The 16,437-nt window shown below is 75.1% G+C and carries 15 protein-coding genes and 1 pseudogene; 8 read left to right on the top strand and 8 right to left on the bottom strand.

Going from position 1 to position 16,437, the window contains the following annotated elements; all coding sequences use genetic code 11:
* The 3 genes and pseudogenes from ABD353_RS25095 to ABD353_RS25085 all read left to right on the top strand — a co-directional run.
* A pseudogene (locus tag ABD353_RS25095) lies at positions 1-2,063 on the top strand (hypothetical protein); the annotation flags it as partial.
* 107 nt (positions 2,064-2,170) lie between these two features.
* Positions 2,171-3,097 (top strand): coiled-coil domain-containing protein, encoded by a 927-nt coding sequence (locus ABD353_RS25090; RefSeq protein WP_344625927.1) that lies wholly within the window; start codon positions 2,171-2,173, stop codon positions 3,095-3,097.
* A gap of 330 nt (positions 3,098-3,427) precedes the next feature.
* Positions 3,428-3,622, top strand: coding sequence for a hypothetical protein (locus tag ABD353_RS25085; RefSeq protein WP_344625926.1), 195 nt, complete (start codon positions 3,428-3,430; stop codon positions 3,620-3,622).
* Between the two features lie 153 nt (positions 3,623-3,775).
* On the opposite strand, the gene ABD353_RS25080 is transcribed toward ABD353_RS25085, so the two are convergent.
* Positions 3,776-4,570: an alpha/beta fold hydrolase gene (locus ABD353_RS25080; RefSeq protein ID WP_344625925.1), complete on the bottom strand. Its 795-nt coding sequence runs from the start codon at positions 4,568-4,570 to the stop codon at positions 3,776-3,778.
* 92 nt (positions 4,571-4,662) lie between these two features.
* On the opposite strand from ABD353_RS25080, the gene ABD353_RS25075 reads away from it, so the two are divergent.
* Complete coding sequence (locus ABD353_RS25075) at positions 4,663-5,694, top strand: ABC transporter ATP-binding protein (protein ID WP_344625924.1); 1,032 nt, start codon at positions 4,663-4,665, stop codon at positions 5,692-5,694.
* Between the two features lies 1 nt (position 5,695).
* The gene (locus ABD353_RS25070; protein WP_344625923.1) at positions 5,696-6,460 is read left to right on the top strand and encodes an ABC transporter permease; all 765 of its coding nucleotides are present in this window, start codon (positions 5,696-5,698) and stop codon (positions 6,458-6,460) included.
* Positions 6,461-6,501: 41 nt separating this feature from the next.
* Here the strand turns inward: ABD353_RS25070 and ABD353_RS25065 are convergent, their stop codons facing one another.
* Positions 6,502-6,822 carry an ATP/GTP-binding protein gene (locus tag ABD353_RS25065; RefSeq protein WP_344625922.1) on the bottom strand — a complete coding sequence of 107 codons (321 nt, stop codon included), beginning with the start codon at positions 6,820-6,822 and terminating at the stop codon, positions 6,502-6,504.
* A gap of 334 nt (positions 6,823-7,156) precedes the next feature.
* On the opposite strand from ABD353_RS25065, the gene ABD353_RS25060 reads away from it, so the two are divergent.
* Positions 7,157-8,290, top strand: a complete 1,134-nt coding sequence (locus ABD353_RS25060; protein WP_344625930.1) for an LLM class flavin-dependent oxidoreductase — start codon at positions 7,157-7,159, stop codon at positions 8,288-8,290.
* A 65-nt stretch (positions 8,291-8,355) separates the two neighbouring features.
* On the opposite strand, the gene ABD353_RS25055 is transcribed toward ABD353_RS25060, so the two are convergent.
* Positions 8,356-8,748 carry an SCO5389 family protein gene (locus ABD353_RS25055; protein ID WP_344625921.1) on the bottom strand — a complete coding sequence of 131 codons (393 nt, stop codon included), beginning with the start codon at positions 8,746-8,748 and terminating at the stop codon, positions 8,356-8,358.
* 565 nt (positions 8,749-9,313) lie between these two features.
* Here ABD353_RS25055 and nucS point away from each other — a divergent pair.
* Positions 9,314-9,973, top strand: coding sequence for an endonuclease NucS (gene nucS, locus ABD353_RS25050; protein WP_263103625.1), 660 nt, complete (start codon positions 9,314-9,316; stop codon positions 9,971-9,973).
* A 16-nt stretch (positions 9,974-9,989) separates the two neighbouring features.
* Here nucS and ABD353_RS25045 read toward each other — a convergent pair whose 3' ends face one another.
* From ABD353_RS25045 to ABD353_RS25035, 3 genes are all read right to left on the bottom strand, one after another.
* Entirely contained in the window at positions 9,990-12,185 is a 2,196-nt protein-coding gene (locus ABD353_RS25045; protein WP_344625920.1) for an ATP-binding protein, read from the bottom strand.
* Between the two features lie 203 nt (positions 12,186-12,388).
* On the bottom strand, positions 12,389-12,760 hold the full coding sequence (locus ABD353_RS25040; protein ID WP_344625919.1) for an STAS domain-containing protein: 372 nt from the start codon (positions 12,758-12,760) through the stop codon (positions 12,389-12,391).
* Positions 12,761-13,088: 328 nt separating this feature from the next.
* Positions 13,089-13,955: a 3-hydroxyacyl-CoA dehydrogenase family protein gene (locus tag ABD353_RS25035; RefSeq protein WP_344625918.1), complete on the bottom strand. Its 867-nt coding sequence runs from the start codon at positions 13,953-13,955 to the stop codon at positions 13,089-13,091.
* A gap of 192 nt (positions 13,956-14,147) precedes the next feature.
* On the opposite strand from ABD353_RS25035, the gene ABD353_RS25030 reads away from it, so the two are divergent.
* A complete protein-coding gene (locus ABD353_RS25030) occupies positions 14,148-14,462 on the top strand; it encodes a hypothetical protein (protein ID WP_344625917.1) in 315 nt (104 codons plus the stop codon).
* A 7-nt stretch (positions 14,463-14,469) separates the two neighbouring features.
* On the opposite strand, the gene ABD353_RS25025 is transcribed toward ABD353_RS25030, so the two are convergent.
* A complete protein-coding gene (locus ABD353_RS25025; protein ID WP_344625916.1) occupies positions 14,470-15,171 on the bottom strand; it encodes a response regulator in 702 nt (233 codons plus the stop codon).
* Complete coding sequence (locus ABD353_RS25020) at positions 15,168-16,385, bottom strand: sensor histidine kinase (protein WP_344625915.1); 1,218 nt, start codon at positions 16,383-16,385, stop codon at positions 15,168-15,170. The genes ABD353_RS25025 and ABD353_RS25020 overlap by 4 nt, the downstream gene beginning before the upstream one ends.
* Positions 16,386-16,437 lie beyond the last annotated feature (52 nt).

Below are 16,437 nucleotides of genomic sequence, written 5' to 3'. Positions count from 1 at the left end.
GCGAGCCCCCCGCCGAGGCCGACCGGCTGCGCGAGGAGGTCGCCGCCGACGCGAAGGCCGTCCGTGCCGGGGCCGCCGCCGCGGCCGAGGCGCTGCGCGCCGAGACCGACGAGTGGGCCGGCGCCGAGCGCGGTGCCGCCGAGGCGCACGCCGCCGCGCTGCGCGAGGAGTCCCGCCGCGAGCGGGAGGCCGCCTCCGAGGGGCTCCGCCGCGAGCAGGAGGAGACCGGCGAGCAGCTGGCCGCCGCCCGCGCCGCGCGGGAGGCCGCCGAACGCGAGGCCGCCGAGCTGACCATCCGCACCGCGGGCGAGACGGCCGCGCCGCCCGACACCGCCGAGGCCGAGGCCCGGCAGCTGCGCACCGAGGCCGCGGAGGCGCTGGACGCCGCCCGCGAGCAGGCCGGCACGCTCGCCGCGGAGGCCGCCGAGGAGCTGGAGAAGGCCCGGACCGAGGCCGAGGAGACGCTCCGCAAGGCGCGGGCCGACGCCGAGTCGCTCACCGCCGCGGCCGAGGAGGACGCCGCCGGGATCCGCAGTTCGGTCGCGGGTCTGCACGAGGCCGCGTCCCGGCAGATCGCCGAGCTGCGGGCCACCGCCGAGCGCGAGAGCCGGGAGCTGCGCGAGACCGCCGAGCGGGAGACGGCCGAGCTGCGCGAGCGGATCTCCGCCGAGCTGGCCGCCGACCGGGAGGCCGCCGCCGCCGAGGTCGAGCAGCAGCGTGCCGAGGCGGTCGCCTTCGACACCGCGCTGCGCGAGGAGGCGCAGAAGGAGCGGGCCGCCGCCGCCGAGTTCGCCGAGCAGCGGCGCGCCGAGGCGGAGGCCGAGGCCCGCCGCACCCTGGCCGACGCCGAGGAGCGGTCCACCGCCGCGGTCGCCGAGGCCGAGGAGTTCTCCGCGGCGCTGCGCGCCGAGGCCGAGGAGTACGCGCTGGCCACGCGCCGGCTCGCGGACGACTACGACGCGTCCACCCGCAGCCGGGCCGACGCGTACGACATCGAGCTGCGGGAGGCCGCCGAGCAGTTCGACCGGTCCACCCGGGAGCAGGCCACCTCGGTGCTGGAGAAGGCGTTCGCGGACGCCGAGCAGCTCGGCGAGGAGGCGCAGACCACGGCGCTCGCGACCACCGCGGCCGCCGAGGAGCAGGCGGACGCGATGGTGGCCGCCGCCCGCAAGGAGGCCGAGCGGCTGGTCGCGGCCGGCGAGGCCGCGGGCCAGGCCGAGGTCGAGAAGGGCCGGTCGGACGCCGACGCCCTGCTGTCCGAGGCCCGCCGGGACTCGACGGCGATCCGCGAGCGCGCCGAGGAGCTGCGCGAGCGGACGGACGCCGAGATCGAGGCGCTGCACGAGCGGGCCCGCAAGGAGAACGCGCAGGCCATGAAGTCGGCCGGCGAGCGGGTCGACACGCTGGTCACCGCCGCGCAGGAGCAGCTGACCGAGGCCGAGGACCAGGCCGTCGCGACGGTCGCCGAGGCCGAGGAGCGGGCCGCGAAGCTGGTCGCCGCGGCCGAGGAGCGGGCCGCCGAGCTGACGTCGGAGGCGTCCGCCGAGGCGAGCAAGGTCCGGATCGCGGCCGTCCGCAAGGCCGAGGGCCTGCTGAAGGGCGCCGAGCAGAAGCTCGCCGACTCCACCGACCGTGCCGAGAAGCTGATCGAGAAGGCCGAGGCCAAGCTCACCGGCGCCGAGGAGGAGGCCGCCGGCAAGATCGAGGCCGCCGCCGAGGAGGCCGAGAAGCGGCTGCAGAAGGCGGACGAGTCCGCGTCCGAGCAGCTGCGGCTGGCCGAGGAGGAGGCCGAGCGGGTCCTCTCCGAGGCCCGGGCGGAGGCCAAGCGGATCACCGACGAGGGCAAGCGCGAACTCGACGAGCTGGTGCGGCGCCGCAAGGACATCAACACCGAGATCTCCAGGGTGCAGGACGTGCTGTCCGCCCTGGAGGCGTTCGAGGCGCCGTCGCCGGTGCAGCAGGCCAACGGGGGAAACAGGAAGGACGGGGCGCCCCGGGCGGGGGCCGGTGTGGGCGCCCAGCGGTCGGGGGGCAATCGCCCCGGAAGCCCGCCACCCGATTGAGCGGACATTGTCCGTGACTCATCGGCATTTCGCCGAAGACACTCCGATAACGTGTCAGGATTCCCTCAACCACCTCAGCGGTCTGACGACAGGAAGCCCTAATCCCCATGAGCGACAGTCACTCCCCCCACGGCTTCGACCTGGTGCGCCGTGGGTACGAGCGCGCCCAGGTCGACGAGCGGATCACCAAGCTGGTGGCCGACCGGGACAGCGCGCTGTCCCGCATCGGTGCGCTGGAGAAGCGCATCGAAGAGCTGCACCTGGAGACGCAGACCGCCCAGGCCGCGGTGACCGAGGCGGAGCCGTCCTACGCCGGCCTCGGCGCCCGGGTGGAGAAGATCCTCCGCCTCGCCGAGGAGGAGGCGAAGGACCTGCGCGACGAGGCGCACCGCGCCGCCGAGCAGCACCGCGAGCTGGCCGAGGCCGCCGCCCAGCAGGTCCGCACCGAGGCGGAGAACTACGCCAAGGACCGCAAGGCGAAGGCCGAGGACGAGGGCCTGCGGATCGTCGACAAGGCCAAGAGCGACGCGGCGCAGCTGCGGGCCGAGGCCAACAAGGACGCGCAGAACAAGCGCGAGGAGGCGGACGCCCTCTTCGAGGAGACCCGCACCAAGGCCGCGCAGGCCGCCCTGGAGTTCGAGACCAACCTGGCCAAGCGCCGCGAGCAGTCCGAGCGCGACCTGGCGGCCCGCCAGGCGAAGGCGGAGAAGCGCCTCGCGGAGATCGAGCACCGTGCCGAGCAGCTCCGCCTGGAGGCGGAGAAGCTGCGCACCGACGCCGAGCGCCGTGCCCGCCAGACGGTGGAGACCGCGCAGCGCCAGGCCGAGGACATCGTGGCCGACGCCAACGCCAAGGCCGACCGGGTCCGCAGCGAGTCCGAGCGCGAGCTGGCGGCGCTCACCAACCGCCGCGACTCGATCAACGCGCAGCTGACCAACGTCCGCGAGATGCTGGCGACGCTGACCGGTGCGGCGGTGGCCGCGGCCGGCTCGCCCTCCGACGACCTGGGCGTCCCGGTCCAGCAGTCGCGCTGACGCCCGTGCCGTGACGCGGCCCCCGCCTCCGGGCGGGGGCCGCTTCGCCGTTCACCGGGCGGCCGGCGCCCCGCCGGTCCGGATCCGCTCGCCGGCTCCCGGCGGCGCATGAGGCCGACCGGCCGTGCGACTCACCCGTTCCGCCGTGCTCGCGGCGGCCGCCCCGGCTCTGAGCGCCCCGACCGCCGCCTGGGCGAGCGCCTCCGCCGCGGACCTGCCCGCGCCGCGCCACGACGGCGCCCGGACGTACCGCTCCCCGCCCCGATCGGCGGCTGGCCGGCCCTCGGCGGCTTCAGCGGCCTCTTTCCGGCCGACCCCTCGGGCCGGGAGTTGTGGACGGTCACCGACCGCGGGCCGAACGCCGACGCCCCGTCGGACACCGACGAGATCTTCCTGAAGCCCGACCGCACCCCGCAGGTCGTGCGCATCCGGCTGGCCCGCGGCGACGGCGTCGAGGTCGTCCGGCGCATCCCGCTGCGGGTGCCGCACGGGCAGACCGACCCGGTCACGGGACGCGCCTGCTGACCGGACTCGGTGAAGGACGGCGCGGTGGTGCCGAGCGACGCGGTCACCCGGGTCGGCCGGTACGCGCTGCCGGCCGGCACGGTGTCGCTGTCGCGGCGGTGGGCCGCGGGCCGGGGCGGGGGCACGGCGCCCGCCCCGGCCGGGCCGGCGGGCTCAGCCTCGGACGCGGCGCAGCAGGGCGCGGACGGCGGCGTTGAAGGTCTCGGGGGCCTCCAGCGAGCTGAGGTGGCCGACCGAGGGGATGACGGTGAGTTCGGCGTCCGGCAGGGCCTCGGCCATCAGCCGGGCCTCGGCGAGCGGGGTGACGGCGTCCGCCTCGCCGACGATGACGGCGGCCGGGACGCGGACGCCGCGCAGCACCTCCAGGGAGTCGCCGCGGGCGGCCATGGCGCGCTGGGCCCAGGCGACCGCCGCCGGCGGGGCCTCGGCGATCATGGCGCGGACGTGGGCGGTCAGCGCCGGGTCGGTGGCGGGGCCGAGCAGGCCGGTCTCGATCTTCTCGTCGGCGAGGATCTGCACGCTGTCGCGGGCCTCGACGGCGCGGGCGATCCGCTCGCGGTTGGCGCGGGCCGCTTCGGTGTCGGGGGTGGCCTTGGTGTCGGCGAGGAGCAGGCCGGCGAGCCGCTCGCCGTGGCGGCGGGCGAAGGCCATGGCGACGTAGCCGCCCATGGACAGGCCGCCGACGACGGCCCGCTCCAGGCCGGCCGCGTCCAGCAGCCGGGCGACGTCGTCGGCGACGGCGTCCAGCGAGGGCTCGTCCCGGCCGAGCGGGGCGCTGCCGAAGCCGCGCTGGTCGGGGACGATCACCCGGGCGGCCTCGCCGGCCGGGCCGGGCAGCCGCTCCAGCTGGCAGGCCCACATCCGGGCGGAGAGCGGGAAGGCGTGCAACAGGACGATCGGGGTCCCGGTGCCGTTCTCGGGCGCGGCCGGCGCGCTGGGGAGGCTCATGCAGCCACCGTATTGCGGCTCGCCGAGGGGACGCAGCCACCGCAGCCGTATGTCCCTTTTGTCATAGCCTGACGAGGACTGAGGGAGCGGACATGATCGAGCTGCACCAGCTGACGAAACGCTACGGCGACACGCTGGCCGTGGACGGACTGAGCTTCGCGGTCCCGCGCGGAGTGGTGACCGGCTTCCTGGGCCCGAACGGCGCCGGGAAGTCCACCACGATGCGGATGATCCTCGACCTGGACCGCCCCACCGCCGGCCGGGTCACCCTGGACGGACGGCGGTACGGGCAGCTCGCCGAGCCGCTCTCGTACATCGGCGCCCTGCTGGAGGCCAAGGCCGTCCACCCGGGCCGCACCGCCCGCGACCACCTGCTGTGGATGGCGCAGAGCAACCGGATCCCCGCCCGCCGGGTCGACGAGGTGCTCGAACTGGTCGGCCTGAGCGCGGTGGCCCGCAAACGGGCCCGCGGCTTCTCGCTCGGCATGAGCCAGCGCCTGGGCATCGCCTCGGCGCTGCTCGGCGACCCGGAGATCCTGATGTTCGACGAGCCGGTGAACGGGCTCGACCCGGAGGGCATCGTCTGGATCCGCACCCTGATGAAGGGCCTCGCCGCGGAGGGCCGGACGGTGTTCGTCTCCTCGCACCTGATGAGCGAGATGGCGCTGACCGCCGACCACCTGGTGGTCATCGGCCGCGGCCGGCTGCTCGCCGACCTGCCGATGGCCGACTTCATCAAGCAGAACTCCCGCTCGTCGGTACGGGTGCGCACCCCGCAGCCCGAACTGCTGCTGGACGCCCTGCACCGGGCCGGCCTGCACGCCGACCCCGGCCCGGACGGCTCCCTGGAGGTCCCGGACGGCGACCTGGCCTTCCTCGGCGAACTCGCCGCCGACCACCGGATCACCCTGCACGAGCTGAGCCCGCAACAGGCCTCCCTGGAGGAGGCGTTCATGCAGATGACCTCGGACTCGGTCGAGTACCAGGCCGGCTCCCCCCGCCCGGTCGGCCCGGCCGGGCCGGGCGGGGCCGCCGTGGACGGATCCCCCGCCGCACCGTCGGCACCGCCCGCACCGGCCTGGGGCTCCGACTGGCAGGCCCGCGGCAAGCAGAAGGAGAACTGAGATGGCCGCGTTCCCCGCGATCCTCCAGTCCGAGTGGACGAAGCTGCGCACCGTCCGCTCCACGGTCTGGACGCTCGGGCTCGCCTTCGTCGTCACGCTCGGCCTCGGCGCGCTGATCTGCACGCTGGCCAACAACAACTTCGCCGACTTCGCGCCGAAGAACGCGCCGTTCGACGCCACCGGCACCGCGTTCGCGGGGATCATCCTGGGCGAGATCGCCATGGTGGTCTTCGGGGTTCTGGCGGTCGGCAACGAGTACAGCAGCGGCATGATCCGGGTGTCGCTGGCGGCCGTCCCGCAGCGCGCCACCCTGCTGGTCGGCAAGGCCGTGGTGATCGCCCTGGCGGCCTTCGCGGTGGCGCTGGCCACCGTCTTCATCACCTTCTTCACCGGGCAGGCACTGCTCGGCGGGCACAGCACGACGATCACCGAGCCGCACGTGCTGCGCGCGGTCTTCGGCGCGGCCGGCTACCTGACGATGATCTGCCTGTTCTCGGCCGGGGTCACCGCGATGCTGCACAACCAGACGCTGGCGCTGGGCGTGCTGGTGCCGTTCTTCTTCCTGCTGTCGCCGATCCTCGGTGCGGTGCCGAAGGTGAAGACGGTCGCCCACTACTTCCCCGACTACGCGGGCCAGCGAATGCTGCTGGTCTACCAGGAGCACAACCAGCCGTTCGGCCCCGGCGCGGGCTTCCTGATCTGCCTCACCTGGACCCTGGCCGCCCTCGCCGGAGGCATCCTGGTGCTCCGCACCCGCGACGCCTGACCGGCCGTCAGGCCACGGCCGCCCCCGGGCGGTCCCGAGCCCTAGTACCGCGGTGCGCCGCGCCCCCGCTGGACGCCCGCGCCGCGGCGCTCCCTGGCGCCCCAGCAGGCGCGGTGCCAGTGCCGGCGGTCCTCCACCCCCGGCCCGTGGTCGGGCCAGGCGACGACGTGGCCGACGCCGGACGGGATCTCCTGGTCGCAGCCCGGGCAGCGGTAGTGCCGGCCCTGGGAGCCGGCGACGGTCTGCACGACCCAGTCCTCCCCGCGGTAGCTCTCGACGCGGCGCAGCGAGCCGCCGAACGGGGCCGCCGGGGCGTCCTCGCGGGGGGCGGAGCTCTTCTCACGATTGCGACGCGGCGACACGCCGAACCACCTCTCGGACCGGGCACGGGAACCCCTCCAGGGTACGGGCCGCCGCACCGCCACCCGTGCCACTATCACGACATCCGCGCGATCTCAGGTGTTTTGGGTGAGATCCACCCGTTCTCCTGGGAAATTGGTGAAACGGCGTGCCTTTGGCACATGACATCGGCTACTCACGTGGTGAGACAGCGGGGTTCGCAGTCCCTGCGCACCCCCGAGGAGGCACCCGATGACCAAGACCAGCCGGCGGCCCGAGACCGACCAGCAGCCCGGCCCGGGGGGTGGCACGGCCCCGGCGACGGCGCTGCTGCCCCGCCCCGCGGCCACCGACCGGATCGCGGTCGGCGCGTTCCTGCTCTCCGCGCAGTTCCCCGGGCAGGGCCACGGCGAGGTGCTGGCCCGCACGGTGGACGCGGCGGTCGCCGCCGAACGGGCCGGCCTGGACGCGGTCTGGCTGGCGGAGCACCACTTCGTGCCGTACGGCGTCTGCCCGGACGCCGCGACCCTGGCCGGGCTGCTGCTCGGCCGGACCCGCCGGATCGGCGTCGGCACCGCGGTGAGCGTGCTGTCCACCGCGCACCCGGTGGCGCTCGGCGAGCGGGCGGCGCTGCTGCACCTGGTCTCCGGTGGCCGGTTCACGCTCGGGGTGGGCCGCGGCGGCCCGTGGATCGACCTGGACGTCTTCGGCACCGGCGTGGACGCCTACGAGTCGGGCTTCCCGGAGCGGCTGGACCTGCTGCTGCGCTGGCTGCACGGCACCCGGGTGGGCGCGGACGGGCCGCAGTTCTCCTTCCCGGAGGTGGCGGTGGTGCCGCGGGCCTCCGAGCCGCTCCGCCCGGGCGGCCTCGCGGACTGGCTCGGCCTCGGCGGCCCCGAGGCGGAGGCCGACCCGCTGCGGAACTTCCCCCGGCAGCGCCAGGAGCCGGGCGGGCGGGCGCAGTCCGGCCCGCCGGTGGTGATGGCCTGCACCTCCCCCAACGGGGTGCGCACGGCTGCCGAGAGAGGTCTGCCGATGCTGCTCGGCATGCACTCGGGCGACGAGGACAAGCAGCAGATGCTCGCCGCCTACCGGGAGGCCTGGCGGGCCTGCGGGCGCGGTGAGGAGCAGCTCGCCCGCGTCGAGCGGGAGCACGTCGCGGCGGGCGTGGTGCAGGTCGCGGACCGGACGGCGGCGGCCCGGGCCGACCTGCTGCGGTCGATGCCGGGCTGGTTCGAGTACGGGCTCGGCGCGCACCGCACGGTCGACGGGCGGGAGCGCCGGATGCGCGACCCGCGCGCGTACACCGAGCTGCTGTGCGACCTGCACGCGGTGGGTACGCCGCGGCAGTGCGCGGACCGGCTGCTGGCGACCGCCGAGCACACCGGGATCCGCCGTTTCGCGCTGCTCGCGGAGGGTTCCGGCGACCGCGAGGCGACGTTGCACAACATCGAGCGGCTCGGCTCGGAGGTCCTCCCCGAGCTGGGCTGACGCCGGGTGCCCGGACAGCCGACGGGGCCGGCCGGTGTGGTCCCGGCCGGCCCCGTCGGCCGGTGTCAGCAGTCGCGCAGCTCGGGCGACTGGTTGAGCAGCTGGGCCCGGACGGACGTGAAGCGCGCGTAGCGCTCCTCGTTCGCCTCGGACGGGGCGAAGACCGCCACCCGGTGGCAGTTCTGGAACGCCAACCGCACGCCGAAGTGCCGCTGGAGGGCGCCCCGGATCGCGTCGCTGGCCATCGCGCGCAGCAGCTGGCCGCGGGCCTGCTCGCTGGGCGGCGGGACGTGGTTGTCGGCGAAGTCGGTGCCGTCGACCTTGGTCTGGGCGACCAGCGAGCTGATCAGCTCCCAGGCGTACGGGAGGGAGGTACGGACGCAGTCGACGAACTCCCTCTCGTCGACCTCGCCTCTCTCGGCCTTCTCGAGCAGGGCCGGTGAGACGTCGAGCGACATTGGGTTCTCCTCTCGCGGTCCACCGCGGCGCGGCCCGCCGGGGTGGTCTTGCGGCTGGTGCGGTCGTTCTCGGTGGTGCGGCCCTGCCCGGTCCGTGCGCGCGAACCGGCCGCCGTTCCCGCCGACCTGACGGCCGGTCGGGATGACGGATGATCAGACCGCGCCCGGGAGGCCCGGCGAGGGAGCCGCGGGAGCGGTGGTGACGGTGGGCGGGTGGCGCCCGGGCGCACCACCGCCGCACGGGCGTGCGCCGGCGCGCCAGCGTGCGGTCGCGCAGGACGACGGACGCTCACACCAGGGTGACAGGCGATCGCTCAGCGCGACGAGCGAATGCGTCGAATACCATCGGAATCGGTGCCGCAACGGCGAGATTGGCCGGATCGTGTCGCAGCGTTCATCGCGAGTCTCCATCCCCGTGGAACGGCACCCGCCAGGCAACGCCGAGCGGAGGCCGCGTGCACGGCCTGTGACCGCGCGGACACCATGGTTCGCCGGATGCGCGAATTCTTCACCCCGTCGTCGCGGAATCGCATCAACTGGCCCCGGTGGGCTAGCGTGGTCGACCGTGCGTCTCGTAATTGCCCGCTGCTCCGTCGACTATGCCGGACGGCTCTCCGCCCATCTCCCGTCCGCCACCCGCCTCATCCTGGTGAAGGCCGACGGGAGCGTCAGCATCCACGCCGACGACCGCGCCTACAAGCCGCTCAACTGGATGTCGCCGCCCTGCACGCTCAAGGAGGCGGACGGCACCTGGACGGTGGTCAACAAGGCCGGCGAAAAACTGATCATCACGCTCGAGGACGTGCTGCACGACTCCTCGCACGACCTGGGCGTCGACCCCGGCCTGGTGAAGGACGGCGTCGAAGCACACCTGCAGGAGCTGCTCGCCGACCGCATGGAGGTCCTCGGTGCCGGTTGGTCGCTGATCCGCCGCGAGTACCCGACCGCGATCGGCCCGGTGGACATCCTCTGCCGGGACGCCGACGGCGCCACCGTGGCGGTGGAGATCAAGCGCCGCGGTGAGATCGACGGCGTCGAGCAGCTCACCCGCTACCTCGAACTCCTCAACCGGGACCCGCTGCTGGCCCCGGTGAAGGGCGTCTTCGCCGCCCAGGAGATCAAGCCGCAGGCCCGCGTCCTCGCCACCGACCGCGGCATCGGCTGCGTGGTGCTCGACTACGACGAGCTGCGCGGCATCGACGACGACAAGCTGAAGCTGTTCTAGGCCGCCCGACCCGCCCCTAGCCCGCCGACGCCGAACCGGTGTCGGTGGGCGTCGGGCTCGTCGGGGCGGTCGCGGTCGGCGAGGCGCTGGTGGTCGGCGACGGCGACGCGGTCGTACTGGTGCCCGTGCTCGGGCTCTTGCTGGTCTGGCCCGGGGCGGGTGCGGTGGTCTTGGTCGCGGTCGGCTTGCGGGTGCCGGTGGTGCTCGCCGAGGCGGACGGCGACTCGGAGTCCGAGGCCGAGGCCGACGCCGAGGGGCTCTCGGACGGGCTGCCGCTCGGTGCGGCGGTCGGGGAGCCGGAGGTGGTGGCCGCGGGCAGGTCGTCCCCGGTGGTGGTGTCGTCCACCGAGGTGCCGGGCAGGGTGCGGCCGTTGCCCGCGGAGTCCTCGCCGCCGGTGTTGAGCCCGATCGCGGCGCCCAGGACGCCCAGCGCCAGCACGGCCGCCGCTCCGGCGATCGCGGCCCGCTTGACGTCCGACCCCTTCTTCGCCGCGGCGAGCCGCCAAGGGGCCTTCGCGATGGCTCTGATGACGGGTCGTCGGCCACCGGTCGACGGCTCCTCGCCCGCGGGCAGCTGCCGGGCCTCGGACTTCAGCAGGTCCAGCATCCGCCGCCCGGCGGCACCGGAGTTGGGGTCACCGAAGGCGGCCCGCAGCGCGACCGCGGACTCCAGTTCGGCGAGCGCCCGCTGGTCCGAGTGCACGCACAGGGCGAGCACCCCGAGCTCGTGGTGGAACCAGGCCTCCTCGGCGGTGGCGCGCAGCACCCGGGCCGCTTCCAGGCCGAGCTTGAGGACGCGCTCCCAGGCCCCCCAGCGCAGCGACAGGGCCAGTGCCGGGGCGGCGGCGCGGGCGAGCCGCAGCACGGCCTCCGGGCGGTCGGCGGCCCGGTCGGCGAGCAGGGCTCCGACGAGGACCTCCGCCTCGGCTGCGATCTGCTCGGTGGTGACCGAGCCGTGCCCGACCCACCAGGAGAAGTGTTCGGCGGCGCCGTACGCGACCGTGCCCGGGTCGAAGCGGCCCGCGAGGAGTTCCTGGACGCCGGTGGTGAGCCGGTGGTGGCCGCCGACGGACACCGCGAGGCCGGCGTCGACGAGTTCGCGCAGTGCGCTCTCGCCGAGGCCGACGTCGATCAGGGCCGGCAGGTGCGGTGCGGTCGGGCACTCGCCGCCGAACGCCAGCGAGAGCCGCAGCACGGCCTGCGCGGACTCGCTGAGCCCCTCGGCGAGCCGGACGGCGGGCGCCGCGCTCTCCGCGACGGTCGGCAGCGGGACGGTGCGGCGCAGTTCGCCCTCGAGGACGGCCGGGTCGTCCGGTTCGCTGATCTCCTTGACCAGGCCGAAGACGTTGTTGCGGTCCTCCTGCGCGGCGACCAGGGTGTCCACGGAGATGTCGCGCTGGCGGAGCAGGGCGGCCGCCTGGACGAAGCGCAGCGGCAGGCCCTCGGACTCGAACCACAGGTCGACCGCCCAGGCCCGCTCGGTCTCGTCGAGCTGACGGCCCGCCAGGCGGCCGGCCAGCGCCAGGCAGGCGGACTTGGCGAGGCCGGCGACGGGGTGGTCCTCCAGCCGGAGGCCGGGCGTGAGCACCGGGCTGCCGGGCGGCACGGTGACGAGGAAAGCGCAGTCCGGGGCGGCGTCGAGGAGCTCGGCGAGTTCCTCGTCGTCGACGTCCAGGTCGTCGATCACGACGACGGCGCCGACCTGGGAGAGCAGGGAGGCCAGGGCGCGGCGGTCGGGCCGGTAGCCGGGGGCGTGGTGGGTCGCGGCGAAGAGGTCCTGCAGCAGGTCGGCGCCGGTGCGGTGGTGGCCGCTGAGCCGGACGACGCCGTCCGGGGCGATCCCGGCCGCGGCGTCGGCGACGGCGGCGAGCAGGGTGCTGCGTCCGGAGCCGGCCTGGCCGACGAGGCGGACGGAGCGGCCCTCGGAGAGTGCCGCCAGGAGCCGGGCGATGTCGTCCTCGCGGTCCAGCAGCGGCAGGTCGGCGGCGGCGCTGCCCATGGCGAGCGGCCCGACGGCGGGGCTGGGGCCGAGTTCGGGCCGGTCCTGGCGGCGGTCGCGGATGCGGCGGGGCTCCGGGCGCCAGCCGTCCGGGCAGGGGCGGGCCTCGGAGCCGTCCGGTCCGCCGATCGCCAGCAGCAGGTCTCCGGAGACGACCTCGCCGGTGCGGGGGCGTACGCCTTCCTGCCCGAAATCACCGGTCGGCTGTCCCACGTTCGTGCTCCGCCCATGGTCGGCCGCCGGGCTGCTGCCGGACGGCGTCGGACCGGCCGCGCGCCGGGTCCGAACCCGTGCGGCCGTGCTTGTGAGCGCAGACTTTTCCACACTCGCCGCGCGCAGCACAGACCGGTACCCCCAAGTAACGTTTCGGGTGGTCCTACAGGGGGTGCCGGGGCTTTCGGGGCGGGGCGCAGGGATCAGGCGGTCGGCAGGATCAGCGGCCCGGTGGGGAGGCTCCCGAGGGCGGGCATCGAGGTGCCGTAGGCGTCGGGGACGGTGCCCTCGACGGCGAGGATGCGGTGCAGCCGGGTGGCGACCAGCAGACGCTGGAGCTGGGCGGGGACGTGCCGCAGGACGAGGCGGCGGCCGATCCGGCCGGCCCGCCGGTGGGTGCCCATGATGACGCCGAGACCGGTGGCGTCCCAGAACTCCAGCCGGCCGAGGTCGAGCACGAGGTCGCCCTGGCCGCCGTCGACGGCGGCGTGCAGGACGGCACGGGCGTCGGCGGCGCTGCGCACGTCGAGCCGGCCCTCGATGGCCAGGCCGTTGTGGTCGCCGGTGATGCGCACGCTCTCCTCCTCCGCTCGTCGTTCGGGTTGTTCCGGGGCCCGGGCCGGCCGGGCGTACGTGACGCCGCGCACCGGGGGCCGCGCCGGTCTCCCCCTCGTCTGACGGTCAACCAACTCCGCAGGTTTCTCCCCTTCGGCGGAGTGCGAGGCAACTTCACCCGTCCGAGGGAATATACGCAGGAACTCCCCATACCTACGCTCGATTACCGCCCAAATCACCCGTCTGCGGCAGCATCGTGAGCAAACTCACCCGCGCGGGTGCGCCGTTGTGAGGGCCGGGTCACACGGGGGGCGTCACGCACCCCACCGCGGCGACCCGGCCCGCGCATCAGCCCTCGTACGGGTAGAAACCGCGGCCGCTCTTGCGGCCGAGATCGCCGGCGGTGACCATGCGGGCCATGACCTCCGGAGCGGCGAACTTCTCGTCCTGGGTCTCGGCGTAGATGTTGCGGGCCGCGTTCACCAGGATGTCGACGCCCGTCAGGTCCGCCGTCTGCAGCGGGCCCATCGGGTGGCCGAATCCGAGCCGGCAGGCGGTGTCGATGTCCTCGGCGGAGGCCACGCCGGACTCGTACAGCCGGGCGGCCTCGACGACCAGGGCGGTGATCAGGCGGGTGGTGATGAAACCGGCGACGTCGCGGTTGACGACCACGACCTCCTTGCCGACGCCCTCGGCGTAGGCGCGGGCCGCGGCCAGCGTCCCGTCGCTGGTCTTGTAGCCGCGGACCAGCTCGACCAGGCGCATCAGCGGCACCGGCGAGAAGAAGTGGACGCCGACGACGCTCTCCGGACGGGAGGTCGCGGCGGCGATCCGGGTGATCGGGATGGCCGAGGTGTTGGTGGCGAGGACGGCGCCGTCCTTGGCGATCTTGTCGAGCTCGCGGAACACGCCCTCCTTGACGTCCAGCCGCTCGAAGACCGCCTCGACGACGATGTCGGCCTCGCCGGCCGCCCCCAGGTCGGTGGTGGTGGTGATCCGGCCGAGCGCCGCCTCCGCCTCCTCCGCGGTCATCCGGCCCTTGCCCACGAACTTCTCGTACGAGGCCCGGATGCCGTCGAGGCCGCGCTGCAGTGCGGCCTCGGTGACGTCCCGCAGCACCACCGGGTGCCCGGCCTGCGCCGAGACCTGGGCGATGCCTGCGCCCATCAGACCCGCGCCGATCACGGCGATCCGCTGGGTGGGTGCGTTGCTCATGGCAGGGTCTCCCGAGTGCTGGTGGGCGCCGGTCGCCGGTCGGGGCCGGGAGGCGCTGGGCGTGGCACGGTCAGGGCGGGGTCCCTCCCCCGGAGCCGCGCCGCTCACGGCCCGTGACTCTAATGCCCCCGGGCGCCGAACGGTGAGAATGTGGAGTGTGATCTGTACCCGACGGCGGAGGGGTTTGGCGCGATGACCGCGGTGCACCCTTTGCTGGCCCTCCTGATCGGCCTGGGGCTGACCGGGGTGCTGGTGCTGCTGCTGCGCTGGACGTACGGCCGCGGGCGCTCCCTGGTGGCCAGGCGGCCGCGCGCCGGCAACCCGGACGAGTACGGGCTGCTGGTGAGCGTCGCCTCGCCGACCGACCCGGACGACGCCCTGCGGATGTCCGCGCTGCTCACCGCCGAGGGGGTGCGGCACACCCTGGTGGAGACCAGCGCGGGCCCGCGGCTCATGGTGTGGCCGGACGACTCCGCGAAGGCCCGGCAGGCCCTCGACCGGCGCTGACGGACCGTCACCGCACCCCTGGGCCACCGCCGGGCCCGGCGCCCTCCCGGGGACCGTCGACGGGCAGGATCCCCAGCTCCTGGGCCAGCACGGCGGCCTGCACCCGGCTGCGCAGGGCCAGCTTGGCCAGGATCCGGCTGACGTGCGTCTTGGTGGTGCCCTCGGCCGTGCCCAGCCGCTCGGCGATCTGGGCGTTGGACAGCCCGGCACCGAGGCAGGCCAGCACCTCGCGCTCGCGGCCGGTCAGCTCGGCGACGGCGGCCCGGGCCTCCGCCGCACCCTGGCGGCCGGGCCGTGCGAAGGCCGAGATCAACCGGCGGGTCACCGAGGGCGCCAGCATGCCGTCGCCGCGGGCGACCGTGCGGATGCCCTCGACCAGGCCGTCCGCGTCGACGTCCTTGAGCAGGAAGCCCGACGCACCCGCCCGCAGCGCACCGTAGACGTAGTCGTCGAGGTCGAAGGTGGTCAGCACCAGCACCTGCGCGGCGTCCGCCGCGACGACCTGCCGGGTCGCCTCCACGCCGTCCAGCCGGGGCATCTGAATGTCCATCAGCACCACGTCGGGGCGCAGCTCCAGTGCCAGCCGCACGGCCTCCTCGCCGTCCGCGGCCTCGCCGACCACCTCGATCCCCGGCTCCGACCGCAGGATCATCACCAGCGCGGCCCGCACCGCGGCCTGGTCCTCCGCGACCAGCACCCTGACGGTCATCCGTCCGCCCCCTTCGTCTCGCGCGGCAGCACCGCCCGCACCCGCCACCGGCCGTCCTGCGGCCCCGCCTCGAAGTCGCCGCCCAGCAGCTCGGCGCGCTCCCCCATCCCGACCAGCCCCGCCCCGGCGCCGTGCAGCGCACGGCCGGGGCCGGCGTCCTCACGGTAGGGGCTGTCCACGGCGACCACCACGTCGGCGGGCCGGTACTCCACCCGCAGCCGGACGGTGCCGGGGGCGGCGTGCTTGACCGCGTTGGTCAGCGACTCCTGGACGATCCGGTACGCGGCCAGCTCCAGCGGCGCCGGCAGCTCGCCCGGCTCCCCGGACGACGCCGCCTCGAAGGCGAGGCCCGCCTCCTGCCCGGCCGCCCTGGCCCGGTCCAGCAGTGCGTCCAGGGCGGCGAGCCGCGGTGCGGCGTACGACTCCTCGCCGCTCTCGCCCACCGCGAGCGGGCCCGCGGGGGCACCCCGCCGCAGCAGGCCGATCATGCGGCGCATCTCGGCCAGCCCCTGGACGCTGTTCTCCCGGACGACGGCCAGGGCGGCGACCACCGGGTCGTCCGCCGGGCGGTCCTGGCGGCGGGCGACGGACTGCGCGCCCGTGGCGTGGATGGCGATCGCCGACAGGTGGTTGGCGATCACGTCGTGCAGCTCGCGGGCCATCCGGGCGCGCTCGGCGGAGACCGCGGCCCGGCGGTCCATCTCGGCGAGCAGGGCGGTCTGCTCGGCGCGCAGCCGCTCCGCCTCGGCCCGGTCCTGGTGCCGTCGGAGCAGGTCGGCCGTCCACACCGGGGCGAGGAAGATCAGCCCGCAGAACCCGGCCACCAGCAGCGCGTTCGGCACCTCGGCGTACAGCGCGGTGAGCCCGGAGAGCACCAGGGTGGTGGCGCCGCCGGTCAGGTGCAGCACCTTCGCCATCCGCGGCGGGCCGTAGAGCACCGCCGCGTACAGCAGGTCGGTGTACATCACCAGCGTCGCCAGCACCGAGCCGGCGACGAGGCCGGCCGCGAGGACGAGGCCGCCGAGCGTGGCCGTCCAGACCGGCCGGGTGCGCCGGAACAGCTCCAGCCCGGCCATCGCGAACAGCGGCAGCGCCGCCGCCCAGCGCGGCACGCTGTCGGTGCGGTCGTAGGCGCCGAACGCGATCAGCACCAGGCCGCCGAGCAGGCCGGCCAGGGCGATGAGCGCGTCGTGCCGGCGCGGAGTGAGGGTCACGGCACCATCCCACCATCCGCCGCAGGCACCCGGACCCACCTGTGGAAGGAAC

It is taken from the genome of Kitasatospora arboriphila (assembly GCF_039528095.1).
Lineage (GTDB): Bacteria > Actinomycetota > Actinomycetes > Streptomycetales > Streptomycetaceae > Kitasatospora > Kitasatospora arboriphila.
The sequence above is the reverse complement of the archived record's forward strand: the minus strand, read 5'-3'. Positions and strand labels throughout refer to the sequence as shown.

What these genes read in the sequence shown, in the direction of transcription:
- ABD353_RS25090 (WP_344625927.1), top strand. Translation starts at nt 2,171, where the DNA reads ATGAGCGACAGTCACTCCCCCCACGGCTTCGACCTGGTGCGCCGTGGG.
- ABD353_RS25070 (WP_344625923.1), top strand. Translation starts at nt 5,696, where the DNA reads ATGGCCGCGTTCCCCGCGATCCTCCAGTCCGAGTGGACGAAGCTGCGC.
- ABD353_RS25080 (WP_344625925.1), bottom strand. Translation starts at nt 4,570, where the DNA reads ATGAGCCTCCCCAGCGCGCCGGCCGCGCCCGAGAACGGCACCGGGACC.
- ABD353_RS25030 (WP_344625917.1), top strand. Translation starts at nt 14,148, where the DNA reads ATGACCGCGGTGCACCCTTTGCTGGCCCTCCTGATCGGCCTGGGGCTG.
- ABD353_RS25025 (WP_344625916.1), bottom strand. Translation starts at nt 15,171, where the DNA reads ATGACCGTCAGGGTGCTGGTCGCGGAGGACCAGGCCGCGGTGCGGGCC.
- ABD353_RS25035 (WP_344625918.1), bottom strand. Translation starts at nt 13,955, where the DNA reads ATGAGCAACGCACCCACCCAGCGGATCGCCGTGATCGGCGCGGGTCTG.
- ABD353_RS25055 (WP_344625921.1), bottom strand. Translation starts at nt 8,748, where the DNA reads ATGTCGCTCGACGTCTCACCGGCCCTGCTCGAGAAGGCCGAGAGAGGC.
- ABD353_RS25075 (WP_344625924.1), top strand. Translation starts at nt 4,663, where the DNA reads ATGATCGAGCTGCACCAGCTGACGAAACGCTACGGCGACACGCTGGCC.